This is a genomic window from Kitasatospora purpeofusca, assembly GCF_000718025.1.
GTDB lineage: Bacteria > Actinomycetota > Actinomycetes > Streptomycetales > Streptomycetaceae > Kitasatospora > Kitasatospora purpeofusca.
Genome location: NZ_JODS01000003.1, coordinates 415,850 through 427,990, shown reverse-complemented (window position 1 = coordinate 427,990; position 12,141 = coordinate 415,850). Strand labels below are relative to the sequence as shown.

The 12,141-nt window shown below is 72.0% G+C and carries 12 protein-coding genes and 1 tRNA gene; 11 read left to right on the top strand and 2 right to left on the bottom strand.

The features are described 5' to 3' along the window. Positions 1 to 72: 72 nt before the first annotated feature. Positions 73 to 741, top strand: a complete 669-nt coding sequence (locus IF01_RS0107920) for a LytR C-terminal domain-containing protein (protein ID WP_051740513.1) — start codon at positions 73 to 75, stop codon at positions 739 to 741. A gap of 105 nt (positions 742 to 846) precedes the next feature. Here the strand turns inward: IF01_RS0107920 and upp are convergent, their stop codons facing one another. Beyond that, positions 847 to 1,482 (bottom strand): uracil phosphoribosyltransferase, encoded by a 636-nt coding sequence (gene upp, locus IF01_RS0107915; RefSeq protein WP_030392574.1) that lies wholly within the window; start codon positions 1,480 to 1,482, stop codon positions 847 to 849. 174 nt (positions 1,483 to 1,656) lie between these two features. On the opposite strand from upp, the gene IF01_RS0107910 reads away from it, so the two are divergent. The 8 genes from IF01_RS0107910 (at position 1,657) to IF01_RS0107875 (ending at position 6,722) form a co-directional block, all read left to right on the top strand. After that, a complete protein-coding gene (locus tag IF01_RS0107910) occupies positions 1,657 to 1,893 on the top strand; it encodes a hypothetical protein (RefSeq protein WP_037779206.1) in 237 nt (78 codons plus the stop codon). 289 nt (positions 1,894 to 2,182) lie between these two features. Continuing rightward, the gene (locus tag IF01_RS0107905) at positions 2,183 to 2,680 is read left to right on the top strand and encodes a tRNA adenosine deaminase-associated protein (protein WP_231978635.1); all 498 of its coding nucleotides are present in this window, start codon (positions 2,183 to 2,185) and stop codon (positions 2,678 to 2,680) included. A gap of 57 nt (positions 2,681 to 2,737) precedes the next feature. Beyond that, a complete protein-coding gene (tadA, locus tag IF01_RS0107900) occupies positions 2,738 to 3,247 on the top strand; it encodes a tRNA adenosine(34) deaminase TadA (RefSeq protein ID WP_051740515.1) in 510 nt (169 codons plus the stop codon). Between the two features lie 68 nt (positions 3,248 to 3,315). After that, positions 3,316 to 3,405, top strand: a tRNA-Ser gene (locus IF01_RS0107895). Between the two features lie 524 nt (positions 3,406 to 3,929). Further along, positions 3,930 to 4,094 (top strand): hypothetical protein, encoded by a 165-nt coding sequence (locus tag IF01_RS48900; protein WP_167349729.1) that lies wholly within the window; start codon positions 3,930 to 3,932, stop codon positions 4,092 to 4,094. A gap of 60 nt (positions 4,095 to 4,154) precedes the next feature. Beyond that, positions 4,155 to 4,448 carry a Dabb family protein gene (locus tag IF01_RS0107885; protein ID WP_030392570.1) on the top strand — a complete coding sequence of 98 codons (294 nt, stop codon included), beginning with the start codon at positions 4,155 to 4,157 and terminating at the stop codon, positions 4,446 to 4,448. Positions 4,449 to 4,749: 301 nt separating this feature from the next. Then, positions 4,750 to 5,619, top strand: coding sequence for an RNA polymerase sigma factor SigF (locus IF01_RS0107880; protein ID WP_078879759.1), 870 nt, complete (start codon positions 4,750 to 4,752; stop codon positions 5,617 to 5,619). 176 nt (positions 5,620 to 5,795) lie between these two features. Next, positions 5,796 to 6,722 (top strand): RNA polymerase sigma factor SigF, encoded by a 927-nt coding sequence (locus IF01_RS0107875; protein WP_030392568.1) that lies wholly within the window; start codon positions 5,796 to 5,798, stop codon positions 6,720 to 6,722. A gap of 22 nt (positions 6,723 to 6,744) precedes the next feature. Here IF01_RS0107875 and IF01_RS0107870 read toward each other — a convergent pair whose 3' ends face one another. Continuing rightward, the gene (locus IF01_RS0107870) at positions 6,745 to 7,671 is read right to left on the bottom strand and encodes a tyrosine-protein phosphatase (RefSeq protein WP_051755007.1); all 927 of its coding nucleotides are present in this window, start codon (positions 7,669 to 7,671) and stop codon (positions 6,745 to 6,747) included. Positions 7,672 to 8,083: 412 nt separating this feature from the next. On the opposite strand from IF01_RS0107870, the gene IF01_RS0107865 reads away from it, so the two are divergent. Then, positions 8,084 to 10,462, top strand: a complete 2,379-nt coding sequence (locus tag IF01_RS0107865) for a type IV pilus biogenesis protein PilM (protein ID WP_233290070.1) — start codon at positions 8,084 to 8,086, stop codon at positions 10,460 to 10,462. Between the two features lie 104 nt (positions 10,463 to 10,566). After that, the gene (gene pelF / locus IF01_RS0107860) at positions 10,567 to 12,072 is read left to right on the top strand and encodes a GT4 family glycosyltransferase PelF (RefSeq protein ID WP_078879757.1); all 1,506 of its coding nucleotides are present in this window, start codon (positions 10,567 to 10,569) and stop codon (positions 12,070 to 12,072) included. The last annotated feature ends 69 nt before the right edge of the window (positions 12,073 to 12,141 follow it).

The window sequence follows — 12,141 nt, the reverse complement described above, 5'->3', positions numbered from 1 at the left end:
GCCTTCCCGCGACGCCGCGACCCACCTTCACCCGATCCCCGCCCCGGCACGAGGGGGAGACAAACCGTGAGCATGTTGACTCCCCAAGGTCTGAAGGGGAAGCAGTACCGGATCACCGGCAACGCCTATCCGCGGCTGGGCCGGCCACCGAAGAAGAGCCGCAAGGTGTTCGCGCTGCTCGGCGCGCTGCTCGCGCTGGCGCTGATCGGCCTCGGCGGCGTCCAGCTCTGGGACATCTTCAGCGGCAAGGGCAAGAACGCCTCCGCCCAGGCCTGCGCCGGCCCCTCCGGCAAACCGCTGGCCGCCCCGACCCCGGAGGCGCCGACCGTGCCCGGTACGGCCGCCGCCCCGATCGACCCCGCGGCGGTCCCGCAGCCCGCGGCCGTCACCGTGAACGTCTACAACGCGACCTCCAAGGCGGGCCTGGCCGCCCGCACCGCCGAGGAGCTGAAGAAGCGCGGCTTCACCATCGGCAAGGTCGGCAACGCCCCGGCGGAGCTCGACAAGAAGGTGCCCGGCACCGCCCAGGTGGTCGCCGGCCCGGCCGGCGCCGGGGCGTCCACCCTGGTCGGCTCCGTGATCGCCGGTGCCACCAGCACCGCCGACGCCCGGACCGACGGCACCGTGGACTTCGTCATCGGCGACAGCTACAACACGCTGCTCGACGACACCCAGGCCGCCGCCGCGCTGGCCCTGGCCACCCGGCCGGTCCCCGCCCCGAGCAGCACCGGCAGCTGCTGACCCGCCCCGGATCCGGACACGGATACGGACAAGGACCCGAGCACGCACGACGGAGCCCCCCGGTTCAGCACCGGGGGGCTCCGTCGCGTCCGTGTCCGGACCGGTTCAGCCGGCCGTGCCGTACAGCCGGTCGCCGGCGTCGCCGAGGCCCGGGACGATGTAGCCGTTCTCGTTCAGCCGCTCGTCGACGGCCGCGGTGACCACGGTGACCGGCAGGCCGGACAGCTCGCGCTCCATCACCGCGACGCCCTCCGGGGCGGCCAGCAGCACCACGGCGGTGACATCGGTGGCGCCGCGCTCGATCAGCATCCGGATCGCCGCGACCAGCGTGCCGCCGGTGGCCAGCATCGGGTCGAGCACGTACACCTGGCGGCCGGACAGGTCGTCCGGCATCCGGGTGGCGTAGGTGGAGGCCTCGAGGGTCTCCTCGTTGCGCACCATGCCCAGGAAGCCGACCTCGGCGGTCGGCAGCAGCCGGGTCATGCCGTCCAGCATGCCGAGGCCGGCGCGCAGGATCGGCACCACCAGCGGGCGCGGGTAGGACAGCCGGGTACCGGTGGTGACGGCCACCGGGGTGGTGATCTCCACCTCCTCGGTGCGGACGTCCCGGGTGGCCTCGTACGCGAGGAGGGTCACCAGCTCGTCGGTCAGGCGACGGAAGGTCGGCGAGTCGGTGCGCTCGTCGCGCAGGGTGGAGAGCTTGTGGGCGACCAGGGGGTGGTCGACGACGTGGATCCGCATGCGTCGAGGTTAGCCCGCGCCCGGACGCCCGTACGACACGCCGTGCCAGGCCGCGCCGCGCGCCGTCCCGGGCCGGTGCTCACTCTGCCGTGACGCGCGGTGACGCACCGCGAATGTCCGGACGGAACGGCTTCCTGTGGTATCAACCCGGCCGATCTGGGAAAGTCAGGTCCTATGACGAGCAACCCGCACCACGGGAACGGCTCGGCGGACGAGGCCCCGACCTCGTCGGGCGGCCTCTCGGGCCCGCCCCCGGACCGTCCGGAGACCGAGGCGGAGCGCCGCAGGCGCCGCGCCGTCTTCCTGCGCGAACTCACCGAGGCCCGCGAACTCCGCGAGCGGGTCCAGCCCCGCCGCACCAAGGAACGCCGGATGCGCGAGGCGATGCGGATGCGAACCTTCCGGATCTGACGGGCTCTCCACGGGTTCTCCACAGTCCCGCTGCCGCCCGGTCGCCGTACACCGTCCGGCGGCCAACCCTTCCGACACGACCTGCAAAGACGCGCTGCAGAACACCCCCCGCAGAGCCTGGCTTTCTGTCACGATTCCGATGGGACGGTCCGAACAGCGGGCCGCCTCTGGCGCGGGGGCGGCCAGTTCCGCGTCGCCCGAGCGCGCCGACAGCCGAGACGAGATCTTGGGAGTGTCCCTGGTGGCGTACTTCGCTGCAGTGCTTGCTCGCTCCGAGGACGGGTGGGACGTGAGCGAGACGGAGCTCGACTCCGTCGAAACCCTTGCCGACCTGGCCGATCTGGCCCGCGGGGCGGCCCAGGACGACGACAGCGTCCTGGTCTTCATCGAACAGGAGGACGCCTGGTTCGCCATCGTCCGGGTGGACGGCGAGGAGGACCCGCGCATCTTCGTGTCGGACGGCGCCGCCGCCGCCCGCAGCTCCTACGGCTCGGTGCTCACCGACGAACTGGTGGACCAGGCCGGCGAGAGCGAGTTCGGCGACCTCGACAACCTGGTCGCCGAGCTGGAGGAGGAGGCCGAGGCCGAGGAGCAGGACGACGAGGAGGGCGAGGGCCACAACGGGGTCCCGGTCGGCCCGCTCGGCGACGCCCACCTGCTGACCGAGTTCGGACTCGCCGCGGACGCCCTGCTCTCCCTCAGCGGCGAGGGCGCGGTGCCCGGTGACGCCCTGGAGGAGATCGCCGAGGCGCTCGGCTGCGGCGAGGTCCTGGAGGCCGTCCGGTAACACCCCGTGTCCACCGCCCGGACAGCCGGGCCCTCACCATGCCCGACACTGGATGCCATGCAGTCCGCCCGCCCGATCCCGCCGCTGCCCGCTCCCGTCCGCCCCGATCCGGTCCGCGACCGCTGGGCGGCGCCGATGCGCCTCGCCATCGCCGAGGCCGCTCTGGCGCCGGCCACCGGGGACGTCCCGGTCGGGGCGCTCGTCCTCGGCCCCGACGGCGGGATCATCGGCCGGGGCCACAACGTGCGCGAGGCCGTCGGCGACCCGACCGGCCACGCCGAGGTGGTCGCGGTCCGCGAGGCCGCGCGCAGGGTCGGCGAATGGCGGCTGAGCGGCTGCACCCTCGTCGTCACCCTGGAGCCCTGCACCATGTGCGCGGGCGCCATCGTGCTCTCCCGGATCGACCGCGTGGTCTACGGCGCCCTCGACGAGAAGGCCGGCGCGGCCGGCTCGCTCTTCGACGTGATGCGCGACCGGCGGCTCAACCACCGCCCCGAGGTGATCCCGGGTGTCCTGGCCGAGGAATGCGGCGCGCAGCTCCGCGCCTTCTTCGACACCCAGCGCTGACCGGCCCCCGCAGGCGCCCCCGGACACGGATTTCGTTCCCGCGCCACCCGTCCGGTAGAGTTCCCCTCGGTAGCGTGTCCGAGCGGCCAAAGGAGCACGCCTCGAAAGCGTGTGTGGGGGCAACTTCACCGTGGGTTCGAATCCCACCGCTACCGCCAGCCAGACCGAGAGCCCGTCCGGAGACCCGGACGGGCTCTCGGCGTTCCCGCACACGGGCGGCGGGCCGGCCCGAGCGCGGACGCGTACGCGGGCACGCACCCGGCACCCGGGCGAACCCGGATCCGGGCACGAAAAAAGGCTCCGTACCCGTCGGCCGATGACCACCAACGCCTGTCGAGTACGGAGCCTGGAAGGGGGGAGCGGCTCGGGGGGACTGACCGCTCCCCCGGACGGAGTCCCACAACCGGGAGCCGCGTCGGGGGGAAGTCGCGGCGCCCGGTCCCACAGCGGGGGCTCCGGATCCATGTACCGGTGATTCCTGCCAGATCCTCGGTACGTCAACCATCCTGCCGTCCGCGCCGGGCCCCGGCACCCGGAGAAAGGCCCCTGTCGCGGGGACCTTCGTCCCGCCGGGTGAACGCGTCGCACACTTGATAGACCGTCCGGGTGGATAAGCTGCCCGTTGCACGGGCCGCTCGGGGACCGAACGGCGGCGGCCCACAGCAGGGAGGAAGGTCACCGGATGGCGCAGGCGAAGAAGATCGGAATGGTCCTCCTGCTCATCTTCGTGCTCTACACGATCATCACCTCGCCGACCCGCGCGGCCGAGCTGGTGCAGTTGGGCTTCGAGGGCATCTCCAACGCCGCCAAGGCGATCGGCACGTTCATGACCGGCCTGGTGAAGTAGTCCGGGACCCACCGGCTACGGTGGGCCCGACATCCGACCCCGTCCGCGAGGAGCGGCACCGTGATCCGCCACCTGGTCCTGTTCAAGCTCAACGAAGGCGTCAGCAAGGACGACGAGCGCGCGCTCGCCGGCGCCGAGGCCTTCGCCGAGCTCGGCCCGGTCGTCCCCGAGCTGCGCGAGTGGGAGTGCGGCTGGAACACCACCGACCGCGACATCGCCCACGACTACGCCATCAACAGCCTGGTCGAGGACCGTGAGGCCCTCCAGGCCTACCTCACCCACCCGGCCCACCAGGCCGCGGCCGCCCAGTGGCGCGAGTTCGCCACCTGGGTGATCGCCGACATCGAGGTCTGACCCCGGCGGACCCTCCTGCGGACGCCCCGGCCCCGGCCGGCGCGTCCCCCGGACGGCCCGCGGCGCCCCGCCCGGCACCCGGGCGGGGCGCCTTGCTCTGTCCCGGAACGATCCCCGGCCCACCCCTCCGCCGGGACCGCCGATCACCGGGCGCCGCACCAACACACCTCCACGCGGTACTTGCCCGACATGCGCCCGCCTTGTGATGCTATGACCGGTTTTGCCGGACATGGTGAGGTGAGGAACGAAACAGGGCACCCGGTCCGCAGGTCCCACCGTTGTCAACATTGGGAGGGGTGACGTGTCCGTGCGGACACCAGGGAGCGCACCGGACGACGAGGTGCTCGCCACCGTGATCAGCCCGGCCGGAGAGCTCCGCCCGGACGGCCTGCGCGGGCCCGGCGGACGGCCCACCGTCGACGTCCGGACCCTCACCCGGGTGCTCTTCGAGCGGCTGGCCGAGCTGCCCCCCGACGCCCCGGAACGGGAACGGGTCCGGGCCGCGCTGATCGAGGTCAACATCCCGCTGGTCCGGTACGCCGCCACCCGCTTCCGCAGCCGCAGCGAGCCGATGGAGGACGTCGTCCAGGTCGGCACGATCGGCCTGATCAACGCCATCGACCGCTTCGACCCCGGCCGCGGCGTGCAGTTCCCGACCTACGCGCTGCCGACCATCCTCGGCGAGATCAAGCGCTACTTCCGCGACAACGTCCGCACCATGCACGTCCCGCGCCGGCTCCAGGAGCTCTGGGTGCAGGTCAGCGGGGCGATGGAGGAGCTCACCGTGGTCCACGGGCGGACTCCCAAGGTGCCGGAGATCGCCGCCAGCCTTCGCATCCCCGAGGAGGACGTCCGGGCCTGCCTGGACGCCGGGCGGGCCTACAACGCGGCCTCCCTGGAGGCCGCCCAGGAGCACGAGGGCGGCCTGGCGCTGCTCGACCGGCTCGGCTACGAGGACTCCGCGCTGGCCGAGGTCGAGCACCGGGACATGGTCCGCCACCTGCTGGTCCAGCTGCCCGAGCGGGAGCGACGGATCGTCATGCTGCGCTTCTTCGCCAATCTGACGCAGTCGCAGATCAGCACCGAGCTGGGGATGTCCCAGATGCACGTCTCCCGGCTGCTGTCCCGGATCCTGACCAGGCTCAGGACCGGCAACTCCTGGGACGACTGACCGGGCCGCCGCGTCACGGCCCGACAACGGGGCGTCACCGCCGCGTGACATCTTGCGACGTTCGGGTTTGCCGGGGATCGTGAGCCGGTATGGAGGGGGGAAGAGGGCCGGCCGGGAGCACGGGAACGTTCCCCCGGCGGCACCCGTTGGACCGTCAGTCACGAGGGGGTGGGTGCATGTCCGGAGAGCTGGGCACTGCGGAGATCCACGCTGAAGCGGCCTCCGCCGCGCAGATCCCGCTCCAGCGGGCCGGGACCGCACCGGACTCCGCGGCGGCGCCGGACTCCGGGCCGGCGCCCGGCCCCGGAGCCGCGCCGGAAGCCGCGGCCGCGCCGGGATCCGGGCTCGACACCCGGACGCTCTCCCGCTCGCTGTTCCTGCGGCTGGGCGCCCTCGAACCGGGCAGCACCGAGCACACCTACGTCCGTGACACCCTCATCGAGCTCAACCTGCCGCTGGTCCGCTACGCCTCGGCGCGGTTCCGCAGCCGCAACGAGCCGATGGAGGACATCGTCCAGGTCGGCACGATCGGCCTGATCAAGGCGATCGACCGCTTCGACCCGGAGCGCGGGGTCGAGTTCCCGACCTTCGCGATGCCGACGGTGGTCGGCGAGATCAAGCGCTTCTTCCGCGACACCAGCTGGTCGGTGCGGGTGCCCCGGCGGCTCCAGGAGCTGCGGCTGGCGCTCACCAAGGCCGGCGACGAGCTCGCCCAGCGGCTCGACCGCTCCCCGACCGTCGCCGAGCTGGCCGCCTGCCTCGGCGTCAGCGAGGAGGACGTGGTGGAGGGCCTGGCGGTCGGGAACGCCTACACCGCGAGCTCGCTGGACTCCAGCCCGAGCGACGAGGACGGCGAGGGCCCGCTGGCCGACCGGCTCGGCTACGAGGACCTCGCGCTGGAGGGCGTGGAGTACCGGGAGTCGCTCAAGCCGCTGCTGGCCAAGCTGCCGCCGCGCGAGCGCCGGATCATCATGCTGCGCTTCTTCGGCAATCTGACGCAGTCCCAGATCGGCGAGGAGATCGGCATCTCGCAGATGCACGTCTCCCGGCTGCTCACCAAGACCCTCACCCAGCTGCGCGAGGGCCTGACCACCGAGGGCTGAGCCGGGCGGCGGGCCGGACGGCTCAGGCCGCCGGCGAGCCGGCGCCCGGGGGCGGCTCCGCTGCCGCACCCGGGGCCGTCGCACCCACCGGGGCCGCGAGGTCCGACCGGTCCCCGGACTCCAGCAGATTGGCCCGCAGGCCGGCCAGCACACCCCCGTCCAGTCCGAGGCCGTCCGCCCAGAACGCGTCGAAGTCCGGCCAGCCGGCCGCGACCTCCTCGAAGGCCGCCTCCAGGTAGTGCCGCTCGGCCCGGAGGACCGGAAGCAGCAGCTCCGGCTCGCTCATCAGACCGCGGACCCGCAGGCTCTCCAGGACGGCCCCGACCACGGCGGCGGAACGCTCGTTGGTGAGCAGATAATCCGTGAACACCGTTTCCCGGTCCACCCCCAGAGCGGTCAGCAGTACCGCCGCCGCCCACCCCGTCCGGTCCTTTCCGGCCGAGCAGTGGAACAGCAGCGGCGAGGCACCCGGTTCGGCCAGGAGCCGCAGCACCCGGGCGAATTGTTCGCGGGCAATGGAATCGGTGACGAACCACCGGTAGAGGCCGGTCATCATCGCCCCGGCGCGGCCGTCCCCGAGCAGGGCGCGCTGTCCGGCCGGATCCCGCTCGGCCAGCGCCGAGCGCAGGGTCGCGTGAATGTCGAAGTCCACCGCGAACACCGGCAGGTGATGCAGGGTCATGCCGTCGGCCGTCCGGTCCGCCCCGGCCTCGCGGACCTCGTCCCGACTGCGCAGGTCGACGATCCGGCGCAGGCCCAGCCCGGCCAGCCGCCCGAGGTCCTCGTCGGTGAGCCGGTTGAGGCCGTCGCTGCGCAGCGCGACGCCGGCCCGGAGCACCAGCCCCTCGGCCGTGCGGTAGCCGCCGAGGTCGCGGGCGTTGACCGCACCGAACAGACCCAGGCTGCGGGCGGCCGGGAAATCGGCGGCTCCGGTCGGCTGATCGGTCACGCTGCGCCCCCCATTGGATATTCGGACGGTGACATGGCACAACCGTGAGCGATATTGCATGAACCTGCCCATCAAAACGGCAGGATGTGCGAGAGTGTCACGGGCAACGCGGCCAGTGTAGGGTCCGGTTCATCCGTCTGGTCACACGATGGGTGATCAGCGGTAACGCTCGGTTCCAGGCTTTAATTTTTAATTGATTATTTGCGCAGCCGGTACGGTTTCGGCCACAATCAGCGCCCTCATGGCCCGACCATGAACGTTGGTAACAGATTCGCTGCACTCCTGCCCATTCGGTCCCGCCAGGAACGCAAGTTCCACCAGGATGGGCGCCGGGCAGCCTGCTGCCCTCGAACAGCTACAGGGCAGGTGAACGCGAGCAGCGGAGCGCCCTGCCCAGGGGAGGAAAGACAACATGGGTCGAGCGACCCGAAGAGTTGCCGCCTGCGCGGCAGCCGTTCTGCTGGCCGGTGGCCTGCAGTCGTCCCTCGCGCACGCCGCCACCACTACGCCCCGGATCGACCTCACCGTGCTCGTGATCAGCGACGGCGGTCCGGCCACGGCCGCGATCGCGGCCGAGCTCAAGAGCCAGGGCACCCCGTACAAGCTCGTCGACCTCAACGACGCCGCCCGCCCGGTGATCGACACGGCCTTCCTCAGCGACACGCTGAACGGCCAGCCGCGCGGCAAGTACCAGGGCATCGTCCTGCCCAACGACAACCCGTTCACGGCCGGCTCCGCCGAGATGGCCGCGATCGCCGCGTACGAGGCGGCGTTCGGTGTCCGTCAGGTCGACGCCTACACCTACGCCCGTCCCGACGTCGGCCTGAACTGGGCCGTCAACCCGGGCTACATGGGCACCCTGGACGGCTTCCAGGGCCAGGTCACCGCCTCGGGCCTGGGCGGATCGTTCGGGTACCTCAAGGGCACCATACCCTTCGAGGACAACGACCCGGCCATCTCGGAGAGCTACGGCTACCTCTCCACTCCGAGGACCGACCTGCCCGCCGGCTCCAGCTTCACCCCGCTGGTCGAGGTGCCGATCCCCGGCAGCACCGCCAAGGGCTCGCTGGTCGGCGAGTACGCCCACGACGGCCGCAAGGAACTGGTCGTCACCTTCGTCTACAACCAGTACCAGCAGCAGTACCGGCTGCTGGCCCGCGGCATCGTCGACTGGATCACCCAGGGTGTCCACCTCGGCTACGACCGCAACTACTTCGCGGCCCACGTCGACGACGTCTTCCTGGCCGACGACCGCTGGGACACCGTGCTGAAGTGCACCCCCGGTGACGTCACCTGCCCGCCCGGCACCCCGGAGACGGCCAACCCGATCCGGATGACGGTCGCCGACGCGCAGTTCGCCAAGCAGTGGCAGCTGGACCACAACTTCACCATGGACATGGTGTTCAACGGTGGTGGCAGCGAGGACTGGAAGGCCGACCACGAGACGACCGCCGACCCGGTGGTCGACCAGATGATCGCCGACCAGAGCAGCTACCGGTGGGTCAACCACACCTACACCCACCCGTACCTGGGCTGCCTCCAGGACGTCTCGGTGGTCCCGTGGAAGTGCACCAAGAACGCCTCGGGCAGCACCGTCTGGGTCGACCAGGCGACCATCACCTCCCAGATCAAGAACAACCTCGACTGGGCGGCCGCCCGGGGTCTGACCCTGGACAAGAGCGAGCTCGTCACCGGTGAGCACTCCGGTCTGCTGACCGCGCCGCAGGAGACCAGCGACAACCCGTACCTGGCCCCGTCGCTGGCCGCCAACGGGGTCAAGTGGACCGCCAGCGACGCCTCCCGCGAGCCCGCCCAGCGGGCCGTCGGCGCGGCGCTGACCGTCCCGCGCTACCCGATGAACGTCTTCTACAACGCCGCCACGGCGAAGGAGGAGACCGACGAGTACAACTGGATCTACACCAGCGCGGCCAACGGTGGCAGCGGCGTCTGCGAGAACAACGCCAACTCCACCTGCCTGCCGACGCCGCTCGACGTCAACACCGGCTACCAGTCGTACATCGTGCCGCTGGAGGCCCGGATCGACCTCGGCCACGTGCTGAACAACGACCCGCGGCCGCACTTCATCCACCAGTCGAACCTGTCCGAGGACCGGATCGTCTACCCGGTGCTGGAGAAGGTCCTCTCGACCTACCGCTCGCTGCACGCCGACAACACCCCGGTCGTGAACCTGGCGCAGAAGGACCTCGGTCTGGAGTTCCAGCGCCGCGCGGCCTGGAGCAACGCCGTCAGCAACGGCCAGGTCACCGGCTACCGCATCGGCAACGCGGTCCGGGTCAGCGCCCCGTCCGGCGTCCAGGTCCAGGCCACCATGCCGACCGGCACGGTCCAGCAGCTCGCCATCGGCACCGCCGCCTTCGGCACCGCCTACGCGGGCTCGCTGTCCGGCTGGGTCAAGCCCGGCCAGCTGCAGAGCGCGGTCCAGCTGCAGCTGCCGGCCGCGCCGGCCGCACCGGCGGCCGTCAGCCCGTCGGTCGCGGCCAAGTCCGTCGCGGCCCCGGCGCCGGCCGACACCAAGGTCGTCCCGCAGGGCACCGCGGACGCAGTCCCGGCCGGTCCGGGCGACACCGACCGCACCGACGCGCCGACCCTGGTCCCCGGTAGCGGGGCCCCGGTGGCGGGCAAGAACGTCGCTGCTGGTACCACTGCTGGTAAGGCGACCGGTACCACCGGGAAGGCCGCCGGCAAGGGCGACACCGCACAGCACGGCAAGGCCTCCGGGGGGAAGGCCGAACCCGTCAAGAAGACCGCCGGTACGTCCGGCACCCGCTAGACAGGTGAACCCGGTGGCGGGTCGGCTCCCCCGGCCCGCCACCGGCACCACCCACCGGCCGATGCGGCCGGGCGCTTGAGGCAAGAACAGGAGGGGGGACAGGAATGCGCGTCACCCTGCTCACCGAGGGGACGTACCCGCACCAGCACGGCGGTGTGAGTGTCTGGTGCGACCAACTCGTACAGGGCATGCCGGACGTCGAGTTCGACATCATCGCCGTCACCGGTACCGGACACGAGGCACTGGCCTGGGAGCTGCCCGCCAACGTGCGGTCGGTCACCACGGCCCCGCTGTGGGGCCCGGCCTCGGAGGGCAAGGCACCGCGCGGCAAGGAGATGCGCCGCTTCCTGAACGCCTACGAGCGCTTTCTGCACTCCATCCTGGACCCGGTCTACACCACCCACTTCGGCACCGAGCTGTACGGCTTCGCCGACCTCGCCCGGCGCGGGCTGCTCAGCCCGGCGCTGCGCAGCGAGCGCGCCCTGCGCACCCTGCAGCACGTGTGGACCCGCGAGTACCTCACCACCGCGGTCTCCCGGCCCACCATGCACGACGCGCTGAACGCCACCGACCTGCTGGAGCACGCCCTGCGGCCGCTCTCGGTCGAGCCGCCGCGCGACGGCGTGGCGCACGCCGCCAGCGGCGGCCTCGCCACCCTGCCGGGCCTGATCGCCTCCCAGCAGTACGGCGTACCGTTTCTGCTGACCGAGCACGGCATCTACCTGCGCGAGCGCTACCTCGGCTACCGCACCGGCCCGTACCGCTGGCCGGTCAAGGCCCTGCTGCTCGGCTTCTACCGGATGCTCGCCGAGGAGAGCTACCGACGGGCCGCGCTGGTCACCCCCGGCAACCGGTACAACCGGCGCTGGGAGGAGCGCGGCGGCACGCCCTCCACGCACATCCGCACCGTGTACAACGGCGTCGACCCGGCGGCCTTCCCGCCCGCCGGGCCCGAGCCGGAGACCCCGACGCTCAGCTGGGCCGGCCGGGTCGACCCGATCAAGGACCTCGAGACGCTGATACGCGCGTTCGCGATAGTCCGGCGCGAGATACCCGACGCCCGGCTGCGGCTGTTCGGTGGCACGCCCAAGGGCGGCGAGGCCTACCGCGAGAAGTGCGAGGCGCTGGCCGCCGAGCTCGGCACCGGGGACTCGGTGGTCTTCGAGGGCCGGGTCGCGGACATCACCGACGCGTACGCGGCCGGGAACGTGGTGATGCTCTCCTCGATCAGCGAGGGCTTCCCGTTCACCCTGATCGAAGCGATGTCCTGCGGCCGCGCCACCGTCTCGACCGACGTCGGCGGTGTGCGCGAGGCGGTCGGCGACACCGGCCTGGTCGTCCCCCCGCGCGAGCCCGAGCCGATGGCCGCGGCCGCGATCGAGCTGCTGCGCGACGCGGAGCGCCGGGCCCGGCTCGGCGAGCAGGCCCGGCTCCGGGTGATCGACCAGTTCACGCTCCGCCAGAACATCGACGGCTTCCGCGGCATCTACACCGAGCTGCTGGGCACCGCCCGCTGGCTCCCCGAGGGCGTGGTCGCCGTCACCGACGGACCGCCGGACCCGGACTGGGAGCAGGCGGCCGAGCAGGAGCGCAGCGAGGTGACCGCATGAACGAGGGCACCGAGCGAATCATGAACCGGCGCGTGTACCGCGAAGCGGCCGCCGAGCGCAGCGAGGTGA